At 70.4% G+C, this 25,202-nt stretch carries 23 protein-coding genes and 2 pseudogenes; 2 read left to right on the top strand and 23 right to left on the bottom strand.

The window, feature by feature from the left end:
• Positions 1–27: 27 nt before the first annotated feature.
• The 10 genes from gmk to pyrR form a co-directional block, all read right to left on the bottom strand.
• Positions 28–645 carry a guanylate kinase gene (gene gmk, locus EAO72_RS07150; RefSeq protein ID WP_148016321.1) on the bottom strand — a complete coding sequence of 206 codons (618 nt, stop codon included), beginning with the start codon at positions 643–645 and terminating at the stop codon, positions 28–30.
• A gap of 38 nt (positions 646–683) precedes the next feature.
• Positions 684–1,007: an integration host factor gene (locus EAO72_RS07145; protein WP_018524251.1), complete on the bottom strand. Its 324-nt coding sequence runs from the start codon at positions 1,005–1,007 to the stop codon at positions 684–686.
• A 245-nt stretch (positions 1,008–1,252) separates the two neighbouring features.
• A complete protein-coding gene (gene pyrF / locus EAO72_RS07140; RefSeq protein WP_148016320.1) occupies positions 1,253–2,092 on the bottom strand; it encodes an orotidine-5'-phosphate decarboxylase in 840 nt (279 codons plus the stop codon).
• Complete coding sequence (locus tag EAO72_RS07135) at positions 2,089–3,198, bottom strand: quinone-dependent dihydroorotate dehydrogenase (protein ID WP_148016319.1); 1,110 nt, start codon at positions 3,196–3,198, stop codon at positions 2,089–2,091. Before EAO72_RS07135 ends, pyrF begins: the two co-directional genes overlap by 4 nt.
• A gap of 55 nt (positions 3,199–3,253) precedes the next feature.
• A complete protein-coding gene (gene carB, locus EAO72_RS07130; protein ID WP_148016318.1) occupies positions 3,254–6,562 on the bottom strand; it encodes a carbamoyl-phosphate synthase large subunit in 3,309 nt (1,102 codons plus the stop codon).
• Positions 6,555–7,697 carry a glutamine-hydrolyzing carbamoyl-phosphate synthase small subunit gene (carA, locus tag EAO72_RS07125; RefSeq protein ID WP_148016317.1) on the bottom strand — a complete coding sequence of 381 codons (1,143 nt, stop codon included), beginning with the start codon at positions 7,695–7,697 and terminating at the stop codon, positions 6,555–6,557. Before carA ends, carB begins: the two co-directional genes overlap by 8 nt.
• Positions 7,694–8,296 carry a PH-like domain-containing protein gene (locus EAO72_RS07120; protein WP_148016316.1) on the bottom strand — a complete coding sequence of 201 codons (603 nt, stop codon included), beginning with the start codon at positions 8,294–8,296 and terminating at the stop codon, positions 7,694–7,696. The genes carA and EAO72_RS07120 overlap by 4 nt, the downstream gene beginning before the upstream one ends.
• Entirely contained in the window at positions 8,293–9,579 is a 1,287-nt protein-coding gene (locus EAO72_RS07115) for a dihydroorotase (protein WP_148016315.1), read from the bottom strand. The genes EAO72_RS07120 and EAO72_RS07115 overlap by 4 nt, the downstream gene beginning before the upstream one ends.
• Positions 9,580–9,581: 2 nt before the next feature.
• On the bottom strand, positions 9,582–10,619 hold the full coding sequence (locus EAO72_RS07110) for an aspartate carbamoyltransferase catalytic subunit (protein WP_148016314.1): 1,038 nt from the start codon (positions 10,617–10,619) through the stop codon (positions 9,582–9,584).
• An 86-nt stretch (positions 10,620–10,705) separates the two neighbouring features.
• Positions 10,706–11,290 carry a bifunctional pyr operon transcriptional regulator/uracil phosphoribosyltransferase PyrR gene (pyrR, locus tag EAO72_RS07105; RefSeq protein WP_148016313.1) on the bottom strand — a complete coding sequence of 195 codons (585 nt, stop codon included), beginning with the start codon at positions 11,288–11,290 and terminating at the stop codon, positions 10,706–10,708.
• Between the two features lie 221 nt (positions 11,291–11,511).
• Between pyrR and bldD the strand changes: the two genes are divergently transcribed.
• Entirely contained in the window at positions 11,512–12,012 is a 501-nt protein-coding gene (gene bldD / locus EAO72_RS07100; RefSeq protein WP_018103903.1) for a transcriptional regulator BldD, read from the top strand.
• Positions 12,013–12,177: 165 nt separating this feature from the next.
• Here bldD and nusB read toward each other — a convergent pair whose 3' ends face one another.
• The 4 genes from nusB to EAO72_RS07080 all read right to left on the bottom strand — a co-directional run bounded on the left by nusB (position 12,178) and on the right by EAO72_RS07080 (position 15,215).
• A complete protein-coding gene (gene nusB, locus EAO72_RS07095; protein WP_024490948.1) occupies positions 12,178–12,609 on the bottom strand; it encodes a transcription antitermination factor NusB in 432 nt (143 codons plus the stop codon).
• Between the two features lie 2 nt (positions 12,610–12,611).
• Positions 12,612–13,178, bottom strand: coding sequence for an elongation factor P (efp, locus tag EAO72_RS07090; protein ID WP_014157376.1), 567 nt, complete (start codon positions 13,176–13,178; stop codon positions 12,612–12,614).
• Between the two features lie 73 nt (positions 13,179–13,251).
• Positions 13,252–14,358 (bottom strand): aminopeptidase P family protein, encoded by a 1,107-nt coding sequence (locus EAO72_RS07085; RefSeq protein WP_148016312.1) that lies wholly within the window; start codon positions 14,356–14,358, stop codon positions 13,252–13,254.
• 167 nt (positions 14,359–14,525) lie between these two features.
• Complete coding sequence (locus EAO72_RS07080; protein ID WP_261991345.1) at positions 14,526–15,215, bottom strand: ATP-binding protein; 690 nt, start codon at positions 15,213–15,215, stop codon at positions 14,526–14,528.
• Here EAO72_RS07080 and EAO72_RS07075 point away from each other — a divergent pair.
• Positions 15,184–15,372 (top strand): annotated as a pseudogene (locus tag EAO72_RS07075) (type II 3-dehydroquinate dehydratase); the annotation flags it as partial. The gene EAO72_RS07080 and the pseudogene EAO72_RS07075 overlap by 32 nt on opposite strands.
• Before the next feature lie 27 nt (positions 15,373–15,399).
• Here EAO72_RS07075 and EAO72_RS42860 read toward each other — a convergent pair.
• The 9 genes and pseudogenes from EAO72_RS42860 to EAO72_RS07035 all read right to left on the bottom strand — a co-directional run.
• Positions 15,400–15,456, bottom strand: a pseudogene (locus EAO72_RS42860) (hypothetical protein); the annotation flags it as partial.
• Between the two features lie 138 nt (positions 15,457–15,594).
• On the bottom strand, positions 15,595–16,035 hold the full coding sequence (gene aroQ, locus EAO72_RS07070) for a type II 3-dehydroquinate dehydratase (RefSeq protein ID WP_136327435.1): 441 nt from the start codon (positions 16,033–16,035) through the stop codon (positions 15,595–15,597).
• On the bottom strand, positions 16,032–17,675 hold the full coding sequence (aroB, locus tag EAO72_RS07065; RefSeq protein ID WP_148016311.1) for a 3-dehydroquinate synthase: 1,644 nt from the start codon (positions 17,673–17,675) through the stop codon (positions 16,032–16,034). Before aroB ends, aroQ begins: the two co-directional genes overlap by 4 nt.
• Positions 17,676–17,695: 20 nt before the next feature.
• Complete coding sequence (gene aroC, locus EAO72_RS07060) at positions 17,696–18,880, bottom strand: chorismate synthase (RefSeq protein ID WP_148016310.1); 1,185 nt, start codon at positions 18,878–18,880, stop codon at positions 17,696–17,698.
• Positions 18,881–19,027: 147 nt separating this feature from the next.
• Positions 19,028–19,864 (bottom strand): shikimate dehydrogenase, encoded by an 837-nt coding sequence (locus tag EAO72_RS07055; protein WP_148016309.1) that lies wholly within the window; start codon positions 19,862–19,864, stop codon positions 19,028–19,030.
• Positions 19,851–21,608: an endolytic transglycosylase MltG gene (mltG, locus tag EAO72_RS07050; RefSeq protein ID WP_148016308.1), complete on the bottom strand. Its 1,758-nt coding sequence runs from the start codon at positions 21,606–21,608 to the stop codon at positions 19,851–19,853. The genes EAO72_RS07055 and mltG overlap by 14 nt, the downstream gene beginning before the upstream one ends.
• A gap of 95 nt (positions 21,609–21,703) precedes the next feature.
• The gene (gene ruvX, locus EAO72_RS07045) at positions 21,704–22,168 is read right to left on the bottom strand and encodes a Holliday junction resolvase RuvX (RefSeq protein ID WP_399265229.1); all 465 of its coding nucleotides are present in this window, start codon (positions 22,166–22,168) and stop codon (positions 21,704–21,706) included.
• A gap of 14 nt (positions 22,169–22,182) precedes the next feature.
• Entirely contained in the window at positions 22,183–24,852 is a 2,670-nt protein-coding gene (gene alaS, locus EAO72_RS07040; protein ID WP_148016306.1) for an alanine--tRNA ligase, read from the bottom strand.
• A complete protein-coding gene (locus EAO72_RS07035; protein ID WP_148016305.1) occupies positions 24,852–25,202 on the bottom strand; it encodes a DUF6167 family protein in 351 nt (116 codons plus the stop codon). The genes alaS and EAO72_RS07035 overlap by 1 nt, the downstream gene beginning before the upstream one ends.

Below are 25,202 nucleotides of genomic sequence, written 5' to 3'. Positions count from 1 at the left end.
GGTGCGGTTCGTTGCGCTGGTGTGCGTTCACTCGCCGCCGGCACGGTGGCCGGAAGCCTCCAGCATCAAGGCTAGCAGCTCACGTGCCACATCCTCGACGGAGGTGTTGACGAGCGTCGTATCGAACTCGGATTCGGCGGCCAGTTCGACCTTCGCCGCGCCGAGACGTCGCTCGATCACCTCGGGCGCCTCGGTGCCCCGGCCGGTGAGCCGGCGCACCAGTTCGTCCCAGCTCGGCGGCGCGAGGAAGACCAGCTGGGCGTCCGCCATGGACTGGCGGACCAGCCGGGCGCCCTGGAGGTCGATCTCCAGCAGCACCGGCTCACCGGCCTCCAGCCGCTCCTGCACGGCACGCCGGGGCGTGCCGTAGCGGTTGCCGGCGAATTCGGCCCACTCCAGCAGCTCGCCGTTGGCGATGAGCTTGTCGAACTCCTCGTTGTCCACGAAGAAGTAGTGGACGCCGTTGCGTTCGCCGGGGCGGGGCTTGCGGGTCGTCGCCGACACCGAGAGCCACACCTCGGGGTGGACCTTGCGCATATGCGCGACGACCGTGCTCTTGCCGACCCCCGAGGGGCCGGAGAGCACGGTCAGCCGCGGACGTACGTCCGGGGGTACGGGGGACGTCCCCCGGGATGTTGCAACCATGGAGCGATTATCCCGGTTCTCAGGAGTGCCTGAGACCGTCAGGCGGCGCTGCCGCCGAACTCACGCTCCAGGGATGCGATCTGGTTGGAGCCGAGACCCCGGACCCGGCGGCTCTCGGAGATGCCGAGCCGCTCCATGATCTGCTTGGCGCGGACCTTGCCCACGCCGGGCAGGGACTCCAGCAGGGCGGAGACCTTCATCTTGCCGATGACGTCGTTCTCCTGGCCCGACTTGATGACCTCGTGGAGGGAGGCGCCGGAGTGCTTGAGTCGATTCTTGACCTCGGCCCGCTCCCGGCGAGCCGCGGCGGCCTTTTCGAGCGCGGCTGCGCGCTGTTCAGGGGTAAGGGGCGGAAGAGCCACGCCTACGTCACCTCGGATGTCGATCTGTCGGATACGGACCGGTGAGGCGACGGAATCGCCCCTCACCTGGTGAGCCGCGAACAACCTGTGCTCGTTGGCTCTCGACGGAGACTAGCGGCCAGGGCCGCCGGAGTCAGCGAGAACGAACGAAAAGTCCTGGTCAGCCTCAGCCGACCAGGACATTCCTGGCATAAGTACCGAGATTTTTGGTCAGGATTCCGTCAACAGGCTGTTACGTGACAGTGTCAGCGGTCCGAGACGGCCGCGCGGACCTCGTCCACGAACCGTTCGGCGGCTTCGCGCAGCCCTGACGCGTGCGGCCCGTGGCGCAGCACGCCCCGGCTCACGCTGGGCACCACGTTGCCGACCGCGTCGCCGAAGACACCCGGCAGATCCGCGGGCGTGGCGCCCTGGGCGCCGATGCCGGGCGCGAGCAGCGGGCCGTTGATCGCCAGATCCGCCCGCGCGTCCCCGAGCGTCGCCCCGACCACGGCACCGACCGAGCCGAGCGGGGTGACGTCCCGGTTCTCGGCGGCCATGTGGTCGAGCATCACCTGGGCGAGCGAACGGCCGTCGGCCGCGGTGGCGCGCTGCACCTCGGCACCCTCCGGGTTGGAGGTGAGGGCGAGCACGAACACGCCCGAGCCGGAGACGGCGGCCGCGTCGAGCGCGGGCCGCAGCGAACCGAAGCCGAGGTACGGCGAGACGGTCACCGCGTCGGAGTACAGCGGCGAGTCCTTGTCCAGGTAGGTCGCGGCGTAGGCGCCCATGGTGGAGCCGATGTCTCCGCGCTTGGCGTCCATCAGGACCAGGGCACCGGCCGCCCTGGCCTCCTCGACGGCCTTCTCCAGTACGGCGACGCCACGCGAGCCGAACCGCTCGAAGAACGCGGACTGCGGCTTGAGCACGGCGACCCGGTCGGCCAGCGCCTCGACGACCGTACGGGTGAAGCGCTCCAGGCCCGCGACGTCGTCGGCGAGCCCCCAGGAGCTGAGCAGGGACGCGTGCGGGTCGATGCCCACGCAGAGCTGTCCGCGCGTGTCCATGGCGTGGCGCAGACGTGCGCCGAAGGGTTCCTGGGTCATTTCGCGGCCTTCCTGGTTTCCGCGCCGACCGCGTCGGCGAGGGTGGCGTACGGGGAGGCGGCCAGGCGCGCGGCCAGGCCCTTGTGGATCGCGCGGGCGTAGAACGGGCCCTCGTAGATGAAGGCGCTGTAGCCCTGGACGAGCGTGGCGCCGGCGAGGATGCGCTGCCAGGCGTCCTCGGCGTTCTCGATGCCCCCGACGCCCACCAGGGTGATCCGGTCGCCCACACGGGCGTACAGGCGGCTCAGGACCTCCAGCGAGCGCTCCTTGAGGGGCGCGCCGGACAGTCCGCCGGTCTCCTTGACGAGGGAGGCCGGGGACTTCAGTCCCAGGCCCTCGCGGGCGATGGTGGTGTTGGTGGCGATGATGCCGTCCAGGCCCAGTTCGACGGCGAGGTCGGCGACGGCGTCGACGTCCTCGTCGGCGAGGTCGGGGGCGATCTTGACGAGCAGCGGGACCCGGCGGGCGGTGACGGTGCGGTCGGCGGCCTCGCGGACCGCGGTCAGCAGCGGGCGCAGCGACTCGGTGGCCTGGAGGTTGCGCAGTCCGGGCGTGTTGGGCGAGGAGACGTTGACGACGAGGTAGTCGGCATGTGCGGCGAGCCGCTCGGTGGACTTCACGTAGTCGGCGGCGGCGTCGGCCTCGGGGACGACCTTGGTCTTGCCGATGTTGACGCCGACGGTGGTCCGGAAGACCGGGTTGCGGGCGCCCAGCCGCTCGGCCACGGCGGCCGAGCCCTCGTTGTTGAAGCCCATGCGGTTGATCAGCGCACGGTCGGCGACGAGACGGAAGAGCCGCTTCTTGGGGTTCCCGGGCTGCGGCTCGCCGGTGACGGTGCCGATCTCGACGTGGTCGAAGCCGAGCATCGCCATGCCGTCGATCGCGATGGCGTTCTTGTCGAAGCCCGCGGCGAGGCCGAAGGGGCCGTGCATCCGCAGGCCGAGGGCCTCGGTACGCAGTTCCTTGTGGCGGGGGGCGAGTGCGGCGGCGAGGAAGGTACGCAGGACGGGGACGCCGGCGGCCAGGCGGATCCAGCGGAAGGCGGCGTAGTGGGCGCGCTCCGGGTCCATGCGCTTGAAGACCAGCTGGAAGAAGAGTTTGTACATCACGGTGTCCTCATGAAGAGGGGGACACCGTTTCCGGTGTCCCCCTGCTGGGCTTCTAGTCGCGGGCCGCGGTCAGATGTTCCGCGTGTTCCTGGAGCGATCGGACGCCCACGTCCCCGTGGTTGAGGGCGTCGATGCCCTGCACGGCCGCGGCGAGCGCCTGGACCGTGGTGAGGCACGGCACGGACCGGGCGACGGCCGCGGTGCGGATCTCGTAGCCGTCGAGCCGGCCGCCGGTTCCGTACGGCGTGTTGACGATGAGGTCGACCTCGCCGTCGTGGATGAGCTGGACGATCGTCTTCTCGCCGTTGGGGCCCTCGCCCTCGGACTGCTTGCGCACGACGGTCGCGTTGATGCCGTTGCGCTTGAGCACCTCGGCGGTGCCGGAGGTGGCCATCAGCTCGAAGCCGTGGGCGACCAGCTCGCGGGCCGGGAAGATCATCGTGCGCTTGTCGCGGTTGGCGACCGAGATGAAGGCCCGGCCCTTGGTGGGCAGCGGGCCGTAGGCGCCGGCCTGCGACTTGGCGTACGCCGTGCCGAAGACGGAGTCGATGCCCATGACCTCGCCCGTGGAGCGCATCTCCGGGCCGAGGACGGTGTCGACGCCGCGCCCGTGGACGTCGCGGAAGCGCGACCACGGCATGACGGCCTCCTTGACGGAGATCGGCGCGTCCAGCGGCAGGGTGCCGCCGTCGCCGTGCCTGGGCAGCAGGCCCTCCGCGCGCAGCTCCGCGACGGTCGCGCCCAGCGAGATGCGGGCGGCGGCCTTCGCGAGCGGCACCGCGGTCGCCTTCGAGGTGAAGGGGACGGTGCGGGAGGCGCGCGGGTTGGCTTCCAGGACGTAGAGGATGTCGCCGGAGAGCGCGAACTGGATGTTGATCAGCCCGCGGACGCCGACGCCCTTGGCGATGGCCTCGGTGGAGGCGCGCAGCCGCTTGATGTCGTAGCCGCCGAGCGTGATCGGGGGCAGGGCGCAGGCGGAGTCGCCGGAGTGGATGCCGGCCTCCTCGATGTGCTCCATGACGCCGCCGAGGTAGAGCTCGGTGCCGTCGTAGAGCGCGTCGACGTCGATCTCGATCGCGTCGTCGAGGAAGCGGTCGACCAGGACCGGCCGGGTGGGGCTGATCTCGGTGGACTCGGCGATGTACGAGGAGAGCCGGGTCTCGTCGTACACGATCTCCATGCCGCGGCCGCCGAGCACGTACGAGGGGCGTACGAGGACGGGGTAGCCGATCTCGTCGGCGATGGCCTTGGCCTCGGCGAAGGTGGTGGCGGTGCCGTGCTTCGGGGCCGGGAGACCGGCCTCGGCGAGCACACGGCCGAAGGCGCCGCGGTCCTCGGCGGCGTGGATCGCCTCCGGGGAGGTGCCGACGACGGGCACGCCGTTGTCCTTGAGTGCCTGCGACAGACCCAGCGGGGTCTGGCCGCCGAGCTGGACGATGACGCCCGCGATCGGGCCCGCGAGGGACTCGGCGTGCACGATCTCCAGCACGTCTTCCAGCGTCAGCGGCTCGAAGTACAGGCGGTCGGAGGTGTCGTAGTCCGTGGAGACCGTCTCCGGGTTGCAGTTGACCATCACGGTCTCGTAGCCCGCGTCGCTCAGCGCGAAGGAGGCGTGGACGCAGGAGTAGTCGAACTCGATGCCCTGGCCGATGCGGTTGGGGCCGGAGCCGAGGATGATCACCGCGGGCTTGGTGCGGGACGCGACCTCGCTCTCCTCGTCGTAGGAGGAGTAGAAGTACGGCGTCTTCGCGGCGAACTCGGCGGCGCAGGTGTCGACCGTCTTGTAGACCGGGCGGATGCCGAGCGCGTGCCGCACCTCGCGGACGACGTCCTCGCGCAGCCCGCGGATCTCGGCGATCTGGACGTCGGAGAAGCCGTGCCGCTTGGCGTCGGCCAGCAGCTCGGGGACGAGCTTGTCGGCGGCGGCCAGCTCGTCGGCGATCTCCTTGATGAGGAAGAGCTGGTCGACGAACCAGGGGTCGATCTTCGTGGCGTCGAAGACCTCTTCCTGGGTGGCACCGGCCCGGATCGCCTGCATGACGGTGTTGATCCGGCCGTCGGTCGGGCGGACCGCCTCGGCCAGCAGCTCCGCCTTGTCGCCGGGCTCGCCGGTGAAGGCGAACTGCGAGCCCTTCTTCTCCAGGGAGCGCAGCGCCTTCTGGAGTGCCTCGGTGAAGTTCCGGCCGATCGCCATGGCCTCGCCCACCGACTTCATCGTGGTGGTGAGGGTGGAGTCGGCGGAGGGGAACTTCTCGAAGGCGAAGCGCGGGGCCTTGACCACGACGTAGTCGAGGGTCGGCTCGAAGGAGGCCGGCGTCTTCTCGGTGATGTCGTTGGGGATCTCGTCGAGCGTGTAGCCGACGGCCAGCTTGGCGGCGATCTTGGCGATCGGGAAGCCGGTGGCCTTGGAGGCGAGCGCCGAGGAGCGGGAGACGCGCGGGTTCATCTCGATCACGATGACGCGGCCGTCGGCCGGGTCGATCGCGAACTGGATGTTGCAGCCGCCGGTGTCGACGCCGACCTCGCGGATGATCGCGATGCCGATGTCACGCAGCCGCTGGTACTCACGGTCGGTGAGCGTCATCGCCGGGGCGACGGTGATCGAGTCACCCGTGTGGACGCCCATCGGGTCGAAGTTCTCGATGGAGCAGACGACCACGACGTTGTCGTTCTTGTCGCGCATCAGCTCCAGCTCGTACTCCTTCCAGCCGAGGATGGACTCCTCCAGGAGCACCTCGGTGGTCGGGGAGAGCGTGAGGCCCTGTCCGGCGATGCGCCGCAGCTCCTCCTCGTCGTGGGCGAAGCCGGAGCCGGCGCCGCCCATGGTGAAGGAGGGGCGGACGACGACGGGGTAGCCGCCGAGGGTGTCGACGCCCTTCATGATGTCGTCCATCGAGTGGCAGATGACGGACCGGGCGGACTCGCCGTAGCCGATCTTCGCCTTGACGGCCTCGACGACGCCCTTGAAGAGCTCGCGGTCCTCGCCCTTGTTGATGGCCTCGACGTTGGCGCCGATGAGCTCGACGCCGTACTTCTCCAGGACACCGTTCTCGTGCATGGAGATCGCGGTGTTGAGCGCGGTCTGGCCGCCCAGGGTCGGCAGCAGCGCGTCGGGGCGCTCCTTGGCGATGATCTTCTCGACGAACTCGGGGGTGATCGGCTCGACGTACGTGGCGTCGGCGATCTCCGGGTCGGTCATGATCGTCGCCGGGTTGGAGTTCACCAGGATGACGCGCAGGCCCTCGGCCTTGAGGACCCGGCAGGCCTGGGTGCCGGAGTAGTCGAACTCGGCGGCCTGGCCGATGACGATCGGACCGGAGCCGATGACCAGGACGGACTGGATATCGGAGCGCTTAGGCACGCTGGCCCTCCATCAGGGAAACGAAGCGGTCGAAGAGGTACGCGGCGTCGTGCGGGCCGGCGGCCGCTTCGGGGTGGTACTGGACGCTGAAGGCCGGCCGGTCGAGGAGCTGGAGGCCCTCGACGACCTGGTCGTTCAGGCAGACGTGGGAGACCTCGGCGCGCCCGTAGGCGGTGTCGGACACCTTGTCGAGCGGGGCGTCGACGGCGAAGCCGTGGTTGTGCGCGGTGACCTCGACCTTGCCGGTCGAGCGGTCCTGCACGGGCTGGTTGATGCCGCGGTGGCCGTACTTCAGCTTGTACGTGCCGAAGCCGAGCGCGCGGCCCAGGATCTGGTTGCCGAAGCAGATGCCGAAGAGCGGGGTCTTCCGCTCCAGGACGCCCCGCATGACGGAGACCGGGTGGTCCGCGGTGGAGGGGTCGCCGGGGCCGTTGGAGAAGAAGACTCCGTCGGGCTGGACCGCGTACACCTCGTCCAGCGTGGCGGTGGCGGGCAGAACGTGCACCTCGATGCCGCGTTCGGCCAGCCGGTGCGGGGTCATGCCCTTGATGCCGAGGTCGATCGCGGCGACGGTGAACTTCTTGGTGCCGATCGCGGGGACGACGTACGTCTCCTTGGTGGCGACCTCGGCGGACAGGTCGGCGCCGTTCATCTCGGGGGCCTGGCGCACCCGGGCGAGGAGCGTGCCCTCGTCCGCGATGGCGTTGCCGGAGAAGATGCCGACGCGCATCGCGCCGCGCTCGCGGAGGTGGCGGGTGAGGGCGCGGGTGTCGATGCCGCTGATGCCGACGACGCCCTGGCTCGCGAGTTCCTCGTCCAGGGACCGGCGGGAGCGCCAGTTCGACGGCACCCGGGCGGGGTCGCGGACGACGTAGCCGGCGACCCAGATCTGCTTCGACTCGGGGTCCTCGTCGTTCACACCGGTGTTCCCGACGTGCGGGGCGGTCATCACGACGACCTGGCGGTGGTACGAGGGGTCGGTCAGCGTCTCCTGGTAGCCGGTCATGCCGGTGGAGAACACCGCCTCACCGAAGGTCTCCCCCACAGCCCCGTAGGCGCGGCCGCGGAAGGCGCGGCCGTCCTCCAGGACGAGTACGGCGGGAGCTTTGGCGGCTCCCCGGGTGGAGATCGTCATCGTGCGGTGCCTTCCGTAGTGCTGGTGAGTTGAGTGGTGGTGAGCCCGTTGACGGCGTCGACCCAGGCGGCGTGCTCGGCCGAGTGGTCGGAGCGGAATCCGGAGTCGATCAGCTGGTCGCCGAGCGCCCAGGTGATGACCAGCAGACCGCCCTCGGGCAGGACCTTGCCCGCCAGGGCCTTGTCGGTCCGGGCTTCGCGCAGGTCTGCGGCAGGGACGAAGAAGTCCGTCGCGCCGGGCCGTACGACGTCGAGGCCCTGCTCGGTGAGGGTGAGCTCGACGCGGCTGCGGGTGCCGAGGCCGTGGGCGACGATGCGGTCGAGCCACTGCCCGGCCGTCGTCGAGGCGTGGTAGCGCCCGGTCAGCGTGAGCAGTTTCTCGCCGTCCGCGAAGCCGTCCGGGGTGGTCGCGAGGTCGGTGAGATCCGACTGGAGGCTGCCGCGCCACTTCCATCCCTGGCGCATGAGCCAGTAGACGAAGGCGATGAGGACGGCCAGGCCGATCACCCAGCTGATGCGGGCGGACCAGTCGGTGACCTCCGCCGACTTCTGCTCGGCGGCCAGTCGGTAGAGCTGGTGGGTGGGGCTGAGTGTTGTCACGCGAGTTTCCCGTCGACGACCGTGGCACGGCCCCGCAGGAAGGTGTGGGTCACTCGGCCCGGCAGCTCGCGCCCCTCGTAGGGGGTGTTGCGGCTGCGGGAGGCGAATCCCGCGGGGTCCACGACTCCACGGTATGCCGGATCGACCAGGGTGAGGTTGGCGGGCTCGCCCTCCGAGACGGGCCGGCCGTGTCCGTCGAGGCGGCCGATGGCGGCGGGGCGGAAGGACATGCGGTCGGCGACGCCCGCCCAGTCGATCAGCCCGGTGTCCACCATCGTCTGCTGGACGACGGAGAGCGCGGTCTCCAGGCCCACCATGCCCATGGCGGCCGCGGCCCACTCGCAGTCCTTGTCCTCGTGCGGGTGCGGGGCGTGGTCGGTGGCGACGCAGTCGATGGTGCCGTCGGCGAGCGCCTCGCGCAGGGCCATGACGTCGGCCTCCGTGCGCAGCGGCGGGTTCACCTTGTAGACCGGGTTGTAGGACCGGACCAGCTCGTCGGTGAGGAGCAGGTGGTGCGGGGTGACCTCGGCGGTGACGTTCCAGCCCTTGGACTTGGCCCAGCGGACGATCTCCACGGAGCCGGCGGTCGACAGGTGGCAGATGTGGACGCGGGAGCCGACGTGGGCGGCCAGCAGCACGTCGCGGGCGATGATCGACTCCTCGGCGACGGCGGGCCAGCCGCCGAGGCCGAGCTCGGCGGAGACGATGCCCTCGTTCATCTGGGCGCCCTCGGTGAGGCGGGGCTCCTGGGCGTGCTGGGCGACGACACCGTCGAAGGCCTTCACGTACTCCAGGGCCCGGCGCATGATCACCGCGTCGTCGACGCACTTGCCGTCGTCGGAGAAGACCTTCACTCCGGCGGCCGAGTCGTGCATGGCGCCGAGTTCGGCGAGCTGCTTGCCCTCCAGGCCGACGGTGACGGCGCCGATGGGCTGCACGTCGCAGTAGCCGGACTCCTTGCCGAGCCGCCAGACCTGCTCGACGACTCCGGCGGTGTCGGCGACCGGGAAGGTGTTGGCCATGGCGTGCACCGCGGTGAAGCCGCCGACCGCGGCGGCCTTGGTACCGGTCAGGACGGTCTCGGAGTCCTCGCGGCCGGGCTCGCGCAGGTGGGTGTGGAGGTCGACCAGGCCGGGCAGCAGGACCTGGCCCGCCGCCTCGATCACGGTGGCGTCGCCGGCGTCGAGCCCGGTGCCGACCGCGGCGATGGTCTCGCCGTCGATGAGGACGTCCTGGGGCTCGCCGCCGAGGACCTTCGCGCCGCGGATAAGGATCTTGCTCATGGTTACTTGTTCTCCTCGGTACGGGCGGGAACAGTAGGGCGCGCAGCGCTTCGGTCAAGGGTGGCGGCGGGTGACGGGTGGGAGGTCGGGGCGGCGGGCTCGGAGCCGCCGAGCAGCAGGTAGAGCACGGCCATGCGGATCGAGACGCCGTTGGCGACCTGCTCGACGACCGTGCACCGGTCGGAGTCGGCCACCTCCGCCGTGATCTCCATGCCGCGGACCATCGGGCCGGGGTGCATCACGATGGCGTGCTCGGGCATCTTCGCCATCCGCTCGCCGTCCAGGCCGTAGCGGCGGGAGTACTCGCGCTCGGTCGGGAAGTACGCGGCGTTCATCCGCTCACGCTGCACACGAAGCATCATCACAGCGTCCGACTTCGGCAGCACCTCGTCGAGGCTGTAACTGATGTCGCAGGGCCACTGCTCGACGCCGACGGGGACCAGGGTGGGCGGGGCCACCAGGGTGACGTGGGCGCCGAGGGTGGTCAGCAGGTGGACGTTGGAGCGGGCGACGCGGCTGTGCAGGATGTCGCCGACGATCGTGATCCGGCGGCCGTCGAGGTCCTTGCCGAGCCCGGTGTCGGGCCCGACCAGCCTGCGGCGCATGGTGAAGGCGTCCAGGAGGGCCTGGGTGGGGTGCTCGTGCGTCCCGTCGCCCGCGTTGACGACCGCGCCGTCGATCCAGCCCGAGGTGGCCAGACGGTACGGGGCGCCGGAGGCGCCGTGCCGGATGACGACGGCGTCGGCGCCCATCGCCTCCAGGGTCAGCGCGGTGTCCTTGAGGGACTCGCCCTTGGAGACCGAGGAGCCCTTGGCGGAGAAGTTGATGACATCGGCGGACAGCCGCTTGGCGGCCGCCTCGAAGGAGATGCGGGTACGCGTCGAGTCCTCGAAGAAGAGGTTGACGACGGTACGGCCGCGCAGGGTCGGGAGCTTCTTGATCGGCCGGTCCGCGACCCTGGCCATCTCCTCGGCGGTGTCGAGGATCAGGACGGCGTCGTCGCGGGTGAGGTCGGCGGCCGAGATGAGGTGGCGCTTCATCTGGGTGTTCTCCGGGTGGCTGGAGGGTTCAGGCGTGCGGGCGTGCGGAAGCCGCCGTACGGCAGGTGGGCCGTACGGGAGGGCAGCTAGCGCTCGACCGCCGGGGCGGCCTGCTCGACCCCGAGCAGCACGGCGTCGCGGCCGTCCTCCTCGGCGAGCTGGACCTTGACCGTCTCCCGCAGCGACGTGGGGAGGTTCTTGCCGACGTAGTCGGCACGGATCGGGAGTTCGCGGTGTCCGCGGTCGACGAGGACCGCGAGCTGCACCGCACGGGGCCGGCCGATGTCGCCGAGCGCGTCGAGTGCGGCGCGGATCGTACGGCCGGAGAAGAGGACGTCGTCGACGAGGACCACCAGACGGCCCTCGATGCCCTCGCCGGGGATCTCGGTGCGGGCCAGGGCGCGCGCGGGGCGCATCCGCAGGTCGTCGCGGTACATCGTGATGTCGAGCGATCCGACCGGCATCTTCCGGCCGGTGATCTCTTCGAGCTTGTCGGCCAGCCTGCGGGCGAGGAAGACGCCCCGGGTCGGGATGCCGAGGAGCACCACGTCGTCGGCGCCCTTGGCGCGTTCGACGATCTCGTGGGCGATGCGGGTCAGTACTCGGGCGATGTCGGGAGCCTCGAGAACGGGGCGTGCCGCATTGCCGGTGGCGTCGTGCTGTGCGTCCATAAGAAACGGACCTCCTTCTCCGCCTCACTGGACGGATCTTAAAGGACGTCGAAATTGCGTCATCCACGTTACCAGGGCCTGAGCAGGGCCCTTGCCCCACCCCCGGGAGGTGCCGGTCCGGACCATTCAGCTTGACGCACCCAAGTAACGCTGCGTAACCTCACAGTGAGTTACCAGCCACGCGGCGGAGCCGCACAATGTTCCAGCGTCCGGGGAGCCTTATGTCCAGCGAATACGCAAAACAGCTCGGGGCCAAGCTCCGCGCCATCCGCACCCAGCAGGGCCTCTCCCTCCACGGCGTGGAGGAGAAGTCGCAGGGCCGCTGGAAGGCCGTCGTCGTCGGCTCGTACGAGCGCGGCGACCGTGCCGTGACCGTGCAGCGCCTGGCCGAGCTGGCGGACTTCTACGGGGTCCCGGTGCAGGAGCTCCTGCCCGGCACGACGCCCGGCGGGGCCGCCGAGCCGCCGCCGAAGCTCGTGCTCCAGCTCGAGCGCCTCGCCCACGTCCCGCCGGAGAAGGCCGGACCCCTGCAGCGTTACGCGGCGACGATCCAGAGCCAGCGCGGCGACTACAACGGCAAGGTGCTCTCGATCCGCCAGGACGACCTGCGCACGCTGGCCGTGATCTACGACCAGTCGCCGTCCGTGCTCACGGAGCAGCTGATCAGCTGGGGTGTCCTGGACGCCGACGCGCGCCGCGCGGTCGCTCACGACGAGGGCTGACCACCCCAGCAGAAACGTACCGCCGGGTCGGCGGGGCCCTTTCCGGGCACCCGCCGGACCCGGCGTTTCCGTTTTCCGGGCAGCCCGCACCGGGCGTCCCGGACATGCCGAAGGGCCCACGGTCTCGCGACCGTGGGCCCTTCGTCGGCAGAACGCCGCCGGGGGCTACTGCTCCCGGCGCAGGTTCGGCTTGAGGTCCTTGAAGCGGGCCAGCAGGCCGTTCACGAAGGACGGGGAGTCATCGGTGGAGAACTCCTTGGCGATCTGCACCGCCTCGTCGATCACCACCGCGTCGGGTGTCGCGTCCACCCAGATCAGCTCGTACGCACCGAGCCGCAGGATGTTCCGGTCGACGACCGGCATGCGGTCGATCTCCCAGTCCACGGCGTAGGTGACGATGAGGTCGTCGATGCGGTCCGCGTACTGCGCGTACCCCTCGACGAGCTCCATCGTGTACTCGGTGACCGGCGGCTGACGGGTGTCGGACCGCGAGTGCCGGACCCAGTCCGCGAGGACCGTCTGCACGGACTCACCGCGCTGGTCGGCCTCGAAGAGGATCTGGAAGGCTCGCTTGCGGGCCGTGTTCCGGGCAGCCACGGTTAGCTGTTCACCCGGCCGAGGTAATCGCCCGAGCGGGTGTCGACCTTGATCTTCTCACCGGTGGTGATGAAGAGCGGGACGCCGATCTCGTAGCCGGTCTCCAGCGTGGCGGGCTTGGTGCCACCGGTGGACCGGTCGCCCTGGACGCCCGGGTCCGTGTGCTGGATGGTCAGCTCGACGGCGGCCGGCAGCTCGACGTAGAGCACCTCGCCCTCGTGCTGGGCGACGGAGGCGGTGAAGCCCTCGATCAGGAAGTTGGCGGCGTCACCGACGGACTTGCGGTCGACCATCAGCTGGTCGTACGTGTCCATGTCCATGAAGACGAAGTACTCGCCGTCCATGTACGAGAACTGCATGTCGCGCCGGTCAATGGTGGCCGTCTCGACCTTCACGCCGGCGTTGAACGTCTTGTCGACGACCTTGCCGGACAGCACGTTCTTGAGCTTGGTGCGCACGAAGGCCGGGCCCTTGCCGGGCTTGACGTGCTGGAACTCGACGACGGACCAGAGCTGGCCTCCGTCGAGCTTGAGCACCAGGCCGTTCTTGAGGTCGTTCGTGGAAGCCACGGTTGCGGAATCTCCTGGACTGAAGCTGGTGGAACGGCCAAGGATGCGCGCCGGAGCCTCCGCGAGGAGTTCCCTAGAGCGCGAGCAGCTCCTTGGTCGTAATGGTGAGTAGCTCGGGTCCGCCGTCCGCCTCGGGGCGCACGACGAGCGTGTCATCGATCCGGACTCCGCCCCGGCCCGGGAGGTGGACCCCCGGTTCGACGGTGACCGGCACACAAGCGTCCAGTTTACCCATGGCAGCGGGTGCCAGCTGCGGGTCCTCGTCGATTTCGAGCCCCACCCCATGTCCGGTCCAGGGTGCGAGGCCCTCACCGTGCCCCGCGGAGTCCAGTACCTGGCGGGCCGCACGGTCCACGTCACGGTAGGCGGCGCCGGGCACGAGAGCCTCGCGTCCGGCCCGCTGAGCGGCGAAAACCAGGTCGTAGAGCTCGATCTGCCAGTCGGCAGGAGCCGTTCCGATGACGAAGGTGCGGCCGATCTCGACCCGGTAGCCGCGATAGTTGGCGCCGAGGCAGACGGAGAGAAAATCTCCTTCCTCGACCCGTCGGTCAGAGGGCCGGTGACGGCCCCGGCCGGAGTGGGGGCCGGTGGCGACGGATGTCGCGAAGGCGGGCCCGTCGGCTCCGTGGTCCACCAGCCGGCGTTCCAGTTCGAGCGCGAGATGCCGCTCCGTGCGGCCGACGAGGATCGATTCGAGAAGTTCACCGAGTGCCTGGTCGGTGATCTCGGCGGCGATCCGCAGGCAGCCGATCTCCTCCTCGTCCTTGACGATGCGCAGCTGCTCGACGTTGGCGCCGAGGTCGGCCAGCCGGAGCTTCGGGGCGACCGAGGCCATGGCCCGGTGCCGGGCGACGGTCAGATCGTGCTCCTCGACGGCCAGGGACTCGGCCCCGCCCACGGTCGCCAGACCGGCGGCCGCTACCACGGGATCGCCTCCGGTCATCGACAGGAGGTCGACCCGCAGCTGTTCGTCGGTGCGCCCGTCGGCCGGATCACCGGTCGGGGGGCGGGGGCAGAGCAGGACGTCCTCGTCGGGGCCGAGCAGCAGCACGGCCCCCGGGGGCGCACCGCCCGCCAGGTAGCGGACGTTGGCGGGGCGGGAGACCAGGGCGGCCGCGGATCCGACTGCGGCGCACCGGTCGCGGAGCAGCCCGCGGCGGACGGCGTACACCTCTGACATGCATCGAGCGTACGAGCGCGGGCCCGGGCCCGCGCGGTCAGCGCACCCGACCGGGGGGCGCCCGGCCCTCAGCCCCTCAGCGCCCGGCCCTCAGCGCCCGCCCTCAACGCCCGGCCGTCGGCGCCCGGCCGTCAGCCGGGCCGTCGGCCGGGTGGGCCACTACCGGTTCACCAGGCCGGAGGGCTCGCCAGGGAGCGGGCGAGTATGTCGTCCAGGACGCGGGCGGTGGTCTCCACGTCGTACGTGGAGTTGTCGATGATCGGCAGGCCGGAGCCGTACCAGCCGGCCATCCGGCCGTGGATCCGGGCGACCTCCTCGTCGGAGAGGCGGCGGTTGCCGCTGCGGGCGGCGTTGCGCTCCAGGACGACCTCCAGGCCGGGCAGGAGGACGACGGGGAGCAGCCCGGGGCCGACGTGGCGCTTCCAGCCGCCGAGGCCGACGACGGGGCGGTCCGGGAAGACCGCGTCGTCGAGGATGCAGGAGATGCCGTTGGCGAGGAAGTTGCGGGCCGCGAAGCCGCAGGTGCGGCGGGCCAGCCGGTACTGGGCCTCGGACTGGTCGTTCCACCCCGCCTGCGGGTCGGCGAAGCCGGAGCAGACCCACTCACGGACGTCGTCGAGGCTGACGTGGGCGGTGGGGACGCGGCGGCGGGCGGCCCAGAGCTTGGCCACCGTGGTCTTCCCGGCGCCTGCCGGGCCGATCAGGAGGACGGCGAGGGTCGCGGTGCCGGTGCCGGGCCCGGCGGGCGGCACGGGCAGCGCCACGGGTCCGCCGGGCGGCAGCTGGATGTGCCCGGTGGTCTCCCTGGAGACCGGGGCGGGGGCGGCAGCGGACGGTTCAATTCCGGTCGTTCTCAACCCGGGCGCCTTCACCCACTATTCGTACGGGATGCGGGACGCGGCGGCCCAGCGCACCGCGCCGCTGATCGAGGTGCACATCTCGAACCCGTACGCGCGTGAGGAATTCCGCCATCACTCCGTGGTCGCGCCCGTGGCCACCGGGACCGTGGCCGGGGTGCTSGGCCTGGTGCGACCAGCCGACGGGCCCGTTTCCGGGTCCCTGGGGCGGCGGCAGCGGGGCCCCCACTGCGTGCTGCATCCGGTGGCACTCCGTCTCGTACAGGCAACTGGCGCTGGTGGAACGGCAACCGTACCTTCCCCGGCCGCCATGGAGGCAACGGCCGGGGAGGGTCCACAGTGCCCCGTCGGCCAGCCTGCCTTCCGGTGCGCAGGTGCGTCAGTCCGTCAGCTCGTCCGCCAGCGCGCGCAGGGCGAGCCGGTAGGAGCCGATACCGAATCCGGCCACGGTCCCGGTGGCCACGGGCGCGACCACGGAGTGATGGCGGAATTCCTCACGCGCGTACGGGTTCGAGATGTGCACCTCGATCAGCGGCGCGGTGCGCTGGGCCGCCGCGTCCCGCATCCCGTACGAATAGTGGGTGAAGGCGCCCGGGTTGAGAACGACCGGAATTGAACCGTCCGCTGCCTCGTGCAGCCAGCGGATCAGCTCGCCCTCGTCGTTCGTCTCGCGGACGTCGACGTCGAAGCCGAGCTCCTTGCCGAGGGTGCGGCAGGTGTCGACGAGGCCGGCGTACGAAGTGGCTCCGTAGACGTCGGGCTCCCGGGAGCCGAGCCGGCCGAGGTTGGGCCCGTTGAGGACGAACACCCGGCGGGTCACGCCGAGACCTCGCCGTACGCCGCCAGCAGCACGGCCGGGTCGGGGCCCTCCAGAACGGCCGGCTTGCCGAGGCCGTCCAGGACGATGAAGCGCAGCAGGTTGCCGCGGGACTTCTTGTCGACCTTCATGTTCTCCAGCAGCTTGGGCCACTGGTCGCCGCGGTAGGTGAGCGGCAGTCCGACGGACTCCAGGACGGTGCGGTGCCGGTCGGCGGTGGCGTCATCCAGGCGTCCGGCGAGGCGGCCGAGTTCGGCGGCGAAGACCATACCGACCGAGACGGCCGCGCCGTGGCGCCACTTGTAGCGTTCGTTCTTCTCGATCGCGTGGGCCAGCGTGTGCCCGTAGTTGAGGATCTCCCGGAGCCCGGACTCCTTGAGGTCGCTGGAGACGACCTCCGCCTTGACCCGGATGGCCCGCTCGATGAGCTCGGCGGTGTGCGGCCCCTGCGGCGAACGCGCGCCCTGCGGGTCCTCCTCGACGAGGTCGAGGATCACCGGGTCGGCGATGAAGCCGGCCTTGATGATCTCCGCCATGCCGGAGACGTAGTCGTTGACCGGCAGCGAGTCCAGCGCGGCCAGGTCGCAGAGCACACCGGCCGGCGGGTGGAAGGCACCGACGAGGTTCTTGCCCTCGGCGGTGTTGATGCCGGTCTTCCCGCCGACGGCCGCGTCGACCATGCCGAGCACGGTCGTGGGTACGGCGATCCAGCGCACCCCGCGCAGCCAGGAGGCGGCGACGAAGCCGGCGACGTCCGTGGTCGCGCCGCCGCCGATGCCGACGATGACGTCGGTACGGGTGAAGCCGGTCTGGCCGAGCGCCTTCCAGCAGTAGGCGGCGACCTCGACGGTCTTGGCCTCCTCGGCGTTGGGCAGCTGGATCGCGATGGCCTCGTAGCCCTGGTCCGCGAGGTCCTGGCGGACCGCCTCGCCGGTCTCGGCGAGCGCCTCCGGGTGCAGGACCGCGACGCGCTGGGCGCGCTCACCGATGAGCGCGGGCAGCTCCGCGAGGAGTTGCCGGCCGATCAGCACCTCGTACGGGTCGGTGCCCGCGCTGCCGGCGATCTGGATGCGGGTGGGGGCCTGCTCGGTCATCGTTGTTCTCTCCCGGCCGGACGGTGCGTCCGGCAGCTCCAGTGCGTCGAGGACCGCCTGGGCGACCTCTTCCGGTGTGCGCTCGTCGGTCGCGACGACCGCGCGGGCCACCTCCGTGTAGAGGTGGCGGCGGGCCTCCATGAGCTCGCGCCACTGCCGGCGCGGGTTCACGGCGAGCAGCGGGCGCGCGGTGTTGAGCCCGACCCGCTTCACCGCCTCGTCGACGTCCATCGAGAGGTAGACGACGGCATGGCCGGCGAGCAGGGCACGCGTCGCCTCGTCGAGGACGGCACCGCCGCCGAGCGAGAGGACTCCCCCGTGCTCGGCGACCGCGGCCCGGACGGCCTGCCGCTCCAGCGCGCGGAAGTGCTCCTCGCCCTCGTCGTAGAAGATCTCCGAGATGGGCTTGCCGGCCTGCGCGACGACATCGGCGTCGGTGTCCCGGTAGCCGGTGCCCAGCCGGTCGGCGAGCAGCTCGCCGACCGTGGACTTGCCGACGCCCATCGGCCCGACCAGGACGATCAGCGGACCGCGCGTCGGATCGCTCATCGAATCGCCTGTCGGAGCGCTCATCGGATCTGGAGGTTGTCGAGGTACGACTGGACGTTGCGGTGCGTCTCGGCGACGCTGTCGCCGCCGAACTTCTCCGCGACGGCGTCGGCGAGGACGAGTGCGACCATCGCCTCGGCGACGATGCCGGCGGCCGGAACGGCACAGACATCGGAGCGCTGGTGGTGGGCCTTGGCCGGCTCACCGGTCTGCACATCGACGGTGGCGAGCGCGCGCGGCACGGTCGCGATCGGCTTCATCGCGGCGCGGACGCGCAGCAGCTCGCCGGTGGTCAGTCCGCCCTCGGTCCCGCCGGAACGGCCGGAGGCGCGCCTGATCCCGTCGTCGGTCACCAGGATCTCGTCGTGCGCCTGCGAACCGGGCACCCGGGCGAGGTCGAAGCCGTCGCCGACCTCGACTCCCTTGATGGCCTGGATACCCATGAGCGCGGCGGCGAGGCGGGCGTCGAGCCGCCGGTCCCAGTGCACGTGCGAACCGAGGCCGACGGGCACTCCGTACGCCAGCACCTCGACGACGCCGCCGAGCGTGTCGCCGTCCTTGTGGGCCTGGTCGATCTCGGCGACCATCTGCTTGCTCGCGGTGGCGTCGAGGCAGCGCACCGGGTCGGCGTCCAGCTTCTCGACGTCGGCGGGCACCGGGTAGACGCCGTACGGCGCCTTGGCCGCAGCGAGCTCCACCACGTGGCTGACGATCTCGATGCCGGCCGTCTCCTTGAGGTACGACCGGGCGACGGCGCCGAGGGCGACGCGGGCCGCGGTCTCCCGGGCGCTGGCGCGCTCCAGGATCGGCCGGGCCTCGTCGAAGCCGTACTTCTGCATGCCGGCGAGGTCGGCGTGGCCGGGCCGGGGGCGGGTCAGCGGGGCGTTACGGGCCTGGGCGGCCAGTACCTCGGGGTCGACCGGATCGGCCGACATGACCTGTTCCCACTTGGGCCACTCGGTGTTGCCCACCATCACGGCGACGGGCGAGCCCATGGTCAGGCCGTGCCGGACCCCGCCGAGGAAGGTGACCTCGTCCTTCTCGAACTTCATCCGGGCGCCGCGCCCGTATCCGAGCCGTCGCCTGGCGAGCGCGTCGGCCACCATCTCCGTGGTGACGGGGATACCGGCGGGAAGACCCTCCAGCGTCGCCACCAGTGCGGGGCCGTGCGACTCTCCGGCGGTCAGCCAGCGCAACCTGCTCAACGGTGCTCCTCATGCTCGCGCCTGTTAACTGCAACGGCGCGACCGGGTGCGCGGCCCTGGCCCGCCGCCCTCGATCCTCCCACGCCCGGCCGCTCCGGCCCGCCGCCGGTCCAGCAGACGGACGGACCGGCCGGGCCGGGCATGCGGTCAGCGGGCGGCGAGGGCCTCTTCGCCGGCCCGGCGCATGGCGGCAAGCGGCGCGGGCGAACGGCCCGTCATCTGTTCGACTTGGAGGACGGCCTGGTGGACCAGGAGGTCAAGACCTCCGACGACTGCGCCCCCGCGACTCGTCCAGGCGGAGGCGAGCCCGGTGGGCCAGGGCTCGTACAGCACGTCGAACAGTGTGCCGGGACGCTCGGGTACGGCGACCGTCAGCCCGTCCGTGGCACCGGCCGGGGTGGTCGCGATGATCAGCGGGGCGTGCAGCGCCTGCTCGGCCTCGGCCCAGTCGGCGATGTGCACCTCGACCCCGAGTCGCTCGCCCCAGCCGCGCATCTCGACACCGCGCTCCCGGCTGCGGACATAGGCCGTGACCGGCCCCGTGCAGATCTGCGAGAGCGCGGCGAGAGCGGACGAGGCCGTGGCGCCTGCGCCGAGGACGGCGGCGGATTCGGTCTTCTCGACACCGCGCTCGCGCAGGGCGGCGATCATGCCGGGGATGTCGGTGTTGTCACCGACGCATCGACCGTCCTCGGTGAAGACCACCGTGTTCACAGCCTCAACCGTGGCAGCGGTTTCGCTGATCTCGTCCAGCAGCGGAATGATCGCCCGCTTCAGCGGCATGGTGAGGGAGAGCCCCGCCCAAGAGCCGTCCAGACCTTCGACGAAGCCGGGGAGCGCCGCCTCGCCCACGTCGAACCGGTCGTATGACCAGGTGTCGAGGCCCAGTTCGGTGTACGCGGCCCGGTGGAGGGCCGGGGAGAGCGAGTGGGCGATGGGCGAGCCGAGGACGGCTGCCCGCTGACGCCCGTCAGTCGAGGTCATGCAGTTCCTTGAACTTCTCGTTGAGTTTCTCGTGCTCGGCCACCGTCTTGGTGAACTGGGTCTTCTTGCCGTCGAGCGAGATGAAGAACATCCACCCACTGGCAGTGGGACTGATCGTCGCGCGCAGGGCTTCGTCCCCGGGGTTGCCGATGGGCCCGGGCGGCAGACCGGCGTGATAGTAGGTGTTGTACGGGTCCGGGTTCGTCCGGATCTCGTTCGACCTGATCTTGATCTCGCTCTGGTTCTTGAGGTAATTGAACGCCGAGTCGAATTCGAGCTTGCGGTTGGTCGCCACGTTGTCGGGCTTCAGCCGGTTGTAGACCACCTCCGCCATCTTCCGGAAGTCGTCGTGCGTGAGCCCTTCCGCCTGGACCAGGCTGGCCACGGTGAGCACCTGCCACGGGCCGTCCAGCTTGTACTTCTTGGCAGCCGCTTCGAGGCCGAGGTCCTTGTACTCCTCGTTGGACCTGGAGACCATCTTCTCGAGAATGGCCTCCGGCTTGGTCTCCTTCGTCACCGGATACGCGGCCGGATAGAGGAATCCTTCCAGCGGGTCCTTGATGTCCTTGTTCTTGCTTGCCCAGTCGGGCAGGCCCAGATCCGACTTCTTGGACTTCGCGACGCCCTGGGTCGTGCCCTTCTTGAGACCGAGCTTCTTGTCGACCATCGCGTAGACGGCCACATTGCGCGTGCCCTCCGGAATCACCAGAAGGTTCTGGCTCTTCGGGTCGACCATCATCTTCACGGCCTCGGACGCCGACATCTCCTCGTGGAGGAGATAGACCCCGGCCTGGATCGACTTGCCCTTGGGGTTCTCGTTCTGCGCGGAGACGAACGCGTCGACGCTCTTGACGACGCCGGCCTTCTTCAGGATGTTGCCGATGTCGTACCCGTACGCGCCCTTCGGGATCTCCACCTCGACCGACCCCGAGCCGCTGCCCGCGTAGTCGGGCGCCGAGCCGAACTTGTCCTTGTAGAAGGAGTAGCCGAAGTAGCCCACTCCGCCGAGGCCGCCGGCCAGGACGAGGGAGACGACCAGGCAGGCGCAGCCGCTGCGGCCCTTCTTCTTCTTGCCCTTGCCGCGGCGCTCGCCGCCGCTGTCGCCGCGACGGGACTCGCGTGGGTCGTCCTCGTCGTAGTCGTCGTCCTTGGCCTTGCCGTCGTCCGCCCCCGTGAAGAACGGGTGGGTCTCCTCCGGCTGGACCTCGGGGTCCCAGTCCGGGTTCTGCGCGGGGGCCGGTTCGGCCTCGCGGCGGTTCGGGGGCTGCGGCGGCGGGTAGGCCTCAGGCGTGCCGTAGTAGTCGTTGGTCTGGCCGTAGCCGTACGCGGGGTCCGGCTGGCCCTCGTACGGCATAGCGGCGGGCTGCTGACCGGTGTCCCAGCCACCGTTGTAGGGCTGCTGCTGGGCGTACGGGTCCTGCGGCGTGCCGTACGAAGGCTGCTGCTGGTACTGCGACTGGTGCTGCTGGGCGTAGGGGTCCTGCGGCTGGGCGTACTGGTCCTGCTGCTGGCCGTACGGGACCTGATGCTGCTGCGTGTACGGGTCCTGCGGCTGGGCATACGGGTCCTGCGGCTGCTGCGCGTAAGGCTCCTGCGGCTGCTGCTGGGCATATGGGTCGGGCTGCTGGCCGCCGTACTGGCTCTGGCCGTGGGCAGGCTGCTGGCCTCCCCATCCCTGGTCCCCGTACAGGGGATCCTCGGGATGCCACGGTTCGGAGCCGGGGCCCCGGCCATACTCAGTCATCGATCCCCTTGAGCCGCGAGACGAGGTTCCGTCTCTTTGCTGTGCGGTGTTTGTTCGAACACCGCCGCATCGCGCGGAACGTTACCGTATCGCGATCAGACAACCACTTCGACGCCCTCGCCGGGTGGATTGCCCGAAGCCCGTTCGGACTCCAGAGCGTTCTGGAGGATCACCACAGCGGCAGCCTGATCGATGACGGATCGGCCTTTTTTGGACTTCACACCCGATGCGCGCAGCCCTTGACTGGCCGTCACTGTGGTCATCCTCTCGTCCACCAATCGCACCGGAATGGGTGCAACCGCACGGGCGAGCACCTCGGTGAAGGCGCGGACCTTGGCCGCGGCCGGCCCTTCACCGCCGCCCAGGGAGCGGGGCAGACCGACGATGACCTCGATCGGCTCGTACTCCGCGACGATCTGCCCGAGCCGCCGGTGGGCGGCCGGGACATCGCGTCCCGGCACGGTCTCCACCGGCGTGGCAAGGATCCCGTCGGGGTCGCACGAGGCGACCCCGATGCGGGCGTCCCCGACGTCGATCGCCAGCCGGCGACCGCGGCGCATCGTCATGTCCGGCGTCACGCCGTCTCGGTGACGAGGCGTTCGACAGCGGCGACGGCGTCACCGATGGCGTCCGGGTTCTGGCCGCCGCCCTGGGCGACGTCCGGCTTGCCGCCGCCACCGCCGCCGAGCGTCTTGGCGGCCGTACGGACCAGGTCACCGGCCTTGAGACCGCGCTCACGGGCGGCCTCGTTGGTGGCGATGACGGTGAGCGGGCGGCCGTTGGCCGTGGTGAACAGGGCGACGACGGCCGGCCGGCCGCCCTGGATGCGCCCACGGACGTCGAGGACGAGCTTGCGCAGGTCGTCGGCCGAGGTGCCGTCCGGCACCTGACCGGTGACCAGGGCGACGCCCCGGACGTCCTTGGCGGAGTCGACCAGCCCGGCGGCGGCCGCCAGGACCTTCTCCGCACGGAACTTCTCGATCTCCTTCTCGGCGTCCTTCAGCTTGCCGAGCATGGAGGCGATCTTCTCCGGGAGCTCCTCGGGGCGGCCCTTGACCAGCTCCTGGAGCTGGGCGACGACCGTGTGCTCCTTGGCGAGGAAGTTGTACGCGTCGACGCCGACGAGGGCCTCGATACGGCGCACACCGGAGCCGATGGACGACTCGCCGAGCAGCTTCACCAGGCCGAGCTGGGCGGTGTTGTGGACGTGCGTGCCGCCGCACAGCTCCTTGGAGAAGTCACCGATGGTCACGACACGGACCCGCTCGCCGTACTTCTCGCCGAACTCGGCGATGGCGCCCTGCTTCTTGGCCTCGTCGATCGACATGACCTCGGCCTGGACGTCGAGCTCCCGCGAGAGGACCTCGTTGATCTTCTGCTCGACGTCGACGAGGACCGTGCCCGGTACGGCGGCGGGCGAACCGAAGTCGAAGCGGAAGCGGCCCGGGGAGTTCTCCGAACCGGCCTGGGCGGCCGTCGGGCCGAGCGCGTCGCGCAGCGCCTGGTGCGTGAGGTGGGTGGCGCTGTGGGCGCGGGCGATGGCGCGCCGGCGGGTGTTGTCGATGGCGGCGAAGGCGGAGGCGCCGACCGTCACCTCGCCGACCTGGACCGAGCCCTTGTGCACGGAGACGCCGGGAACCGGCTGCTGCACGTCGCGTACCTGGATCACGGCGCCGTTGTCGAGCCGGATCCGGCCCTGGTCGGCGAGCTGGCCGCCGCCCTCGGCGTAGAACGGGGTGCGGTCGAGGACGACCTCGACCTCGTCGCCCTCGGAGGCGGCGGGCGAGGAGACGCCGTCGACGAGGAGACCGACGATGGTCGACTCGCCCTCGGTGGAGAGGTAGCCGGTGAACTCGGTGATGCCCGAGTTGTCGGCGACCTCGCGGTAGGCGGAGAGATCCGCGTGACCGGTCTTCTTGGCCCGGGCGTCGGCCTTGGCCTTGTCCCGCTGCTCCTGCATGAGGCGGCGGAAGCCGTCCTCGTCCACGGACAGGCCCTGCTCCGCGGCCATCTCCAGGGTGAGGTCGATCGGGAAGCCCCACGTGTCGTGGAGCAGGAACGCCTTGTCACCGGCGAGGACCTGGCCGCCGGCGGCCTTGGTCTCGGTGACGGCGGTCTCCAGGATGTTGGTGCCGCCCTTGAGTGCCTTGAGGAAGGCGGCCTCCTCGGCGAGCGCGACGGTCTCGATGCGCTTGCGGTCGGTGATCAGCTCGGGGTACTGCTGCCCCATCGTGTTGATCACCACGTCGACCAGTTCGTTCACGACCGATCCGGTGGCGCCCATCAGCCGCATGTTGCGGATCGCGCGGCGCATGATGCGGCGCAGCACGTAGCCGCGGCCCTCGTTGCCGGGGGTGACGCCGTCGCCGATGAGCATGACGGAGGTGCGGATGTGGTCGGCGACCACGCGCAGCGAGACGTCGGTGCCGGCGGCGGAGCCGTAGCGGACCCCGGTGAGCTCGGTGGCCTTGTCCATGACGACGCGCAGGGTGTCGGTCTCGTACATGTTCTGCACGCCCTGCAGGATCATCGCGAGGCGTTCGAGGCCGAGGCCGGTGTCGATGTTCTTGGAGGGCAGGTCGCCGAGGATCGGGAAGTCGTCCTTGCCGTCGCCGGCGCCGCGCTCGTACTGCATGAAGACCAGGTTCCAGATCTCCACGTACCGCTCGTCGTTGACGGCCGGGCCGCCCTCGACGCCGAACTCGGGGCCGCGGTCGTAGTTGATCTCGGAACAGGGGCCGCAGGGGCCGGGGACTCCCATGGACCAGAAGTTGTCCTTCTTGCCGAGGCGCTGGATGCGCTCGGCCGGGACGCCGATCTTGTCGCGCCAGATCTGCTCGGCCTCGTCGTCGTCGAGGTAGACCGTGATCCACAGCCGCTCGGGGTCGAGACCGAAGCCGCCGTCCGCCACGGAGCTGGTCAGCAGCTCCCAGGCGTACTCGATGGCGCCTTCCTTGAAGTAGTCACCGAAGGAGAAGTTCCCGCACATCTGGAAGAACGTGCCGTGCCGGGTGGTCTTGCCGACCTCTTCGATGTCCGGTGTACGGACGCACTTCTGCACGCTGGTGACGCGCGGGGCGGGCGGCTTGACCTCGCCGAGGAAGTACGGCTTGAAGGGCACCATGCCGGCCGGGACCAGCAGCAGAGTCGGGTCGTCCGCGATGAGCGACGCCGAAGGAACGACGGTGTGACCGCGCTCCTCGTAGAAGCTCAGCCAGCGGCGGCGGATTTCTGCCGACTCCATCAGTGGTCCTCATTCCGGTTGTACGAGTTGTAGGTGCGTGACGTGGGGGGAAGTCTGCGGGGCGCCTCGGGCTCGGGCGCCTCGACGGCGAAGTGGCGCCGCACGGGGAGATCGGGGTCGACGGGGGCTTCGAGCCCGAGCGCCTCGCCCAGTTCGGCCTCGCGCCTGACCATGCCCTCGCGGACGTCCAGGGCGAAGTCCTTGAGCTTGTGACCGGCCACGAGCGCCTTGTCGGCGGCCTGCGCCGCGAGGCTCTCGGGGGTCAGCTGCTTGATCTTCCGGTTGACCTTGGCGGTGGCCCAGACGCCGGCGGCTGCGCCGGCGGTGAACCAGAACGTACGGCGGAACAT

Source organism: Streptomyces sp. OR43 (genome assembly GCF_008042275.1).
Taxonomy (GTDB): Bacteria; Actinomycetota; Actinomycetes; order Streptomycetales; family Streptomycetaceae; genus Streptomyces.
The sequence above is the reverse complement of the archived record's forward strand: the minus strand, read 5'-3'. Positions and strand labels throughout refer to the sequence as shown.

What these genes read in the sequence shown, in the direction of transcription:
- aroB (WP_148016311.1), bottom strand. Translation starts at nt 17,675, where the DNA reads ATGAGCGATCCGACGCGCGGTCCGCTGATCGTCCTGGTCGGGCCGATG.
- ruvX (WP_399265229.1), bottom strand. Translation starts at nt 22,168, where the DNA reads ATGCGCCGCGGTCGCCGGCTGGCGATCGACGTCGGGGACGCCCGCATC.
- EAO72_RS07035 (WP_148016305.1), bottom strand. Translation starts at nt 25,202, where the DNA reads ATGTTCCGCCGTACGTTCTGGTTCACCGCCGGCGCAGCCGCCGGCGTC.
- EAO72_RS07115 (WP_148016315.1), bottom strand. Translation starts at nt 9,579, where the DNA reads ATGAGCAAGATCCTTATCCGCGGCGCGAAGGTCCTCGGCGGCGAGCCC.
- pyrR (WP_148016313.1), bottom strand. Translation starts at nt 11,290, where the DNA reads ATGGACGCACAGCACGACGCCACCGGCAATGCGGCACGCCCCGTTCTC.
- mltG (WP_148016308.1), bottom strand. Translation starts at nt 21,608, where the DNA reads ATGACTGAGTATGGCCGGGGCCCCGGCTCCGAACCGTGGCATCCCGAG.
- carA (WP_148016317.1), bottom strand. Translation starts at nt 7,697, where the DNA reads ATGACGATCTCCACCCGGGGAGCCGCCAAAGCTCCCGCCGTACTCGTC.
- EAO72_RS07055 (WP_148016309.1), bottom strand. Translation starts at nt 19,864, where the DNA reads ATGACCTCGACTGACGGGCGTCAGCGGGCAGCCGTCCTCGGCTCGCCC.
- pyrF (WP_148016320.1), bottom strand. Translation starts at nt 2,092, where the DNA reads ATGACCCAGGAACCCTTCGGCGCACGTCTGCGCCACGCCATGGACACG.
- EAO72_RS07135 (WP_148016319.1), bottom strand. Translation starts at nt 3,198, where the DNA reads ATGTACAAACTCTTCTTCCAGCTGGTCTTCAAGCGCATGGACCCGGAG.
- gmk (WP_148016321.1), bottom strand. Translation starts at nt 645, where the DNA reads ATGGTTGCAACATCCCGGGGGACGTCCCCCGTACCCCCGGACGTACGT.
- alaS (WP_148016306.1), bottom strand. Translation starts at nt 24,852, where the DNA reads ATGGAGTCGGCAGAAATCCGCCGCCGCTGGCTGAGCTTCTACGAGGAG.
- EAO72_RS07085 (WP_148016312.1), bottom strand. Translation starts at nt 14,358, where the DNA reads ATGTCAGAGGTGTACGCCGTCCGCCGCGGGCTGCTCCGCGACCGGTGC.
- bldD (WP_018103903.1), top strand. Translation starts at nt 11,512, where the DNA reads ATGTCCAGCGAATACGCAAAACAGCTCGGGGCCAAGCTCCGCGCCATC.
- EAO72_RS07110 (WP_148016314.1), bottom strand. Translation starts at nt 10,619, where the DNA reads ATGAAGCGCCACCTCATCTCGGCCGCCGACCTCACCCGCGACGACGCC.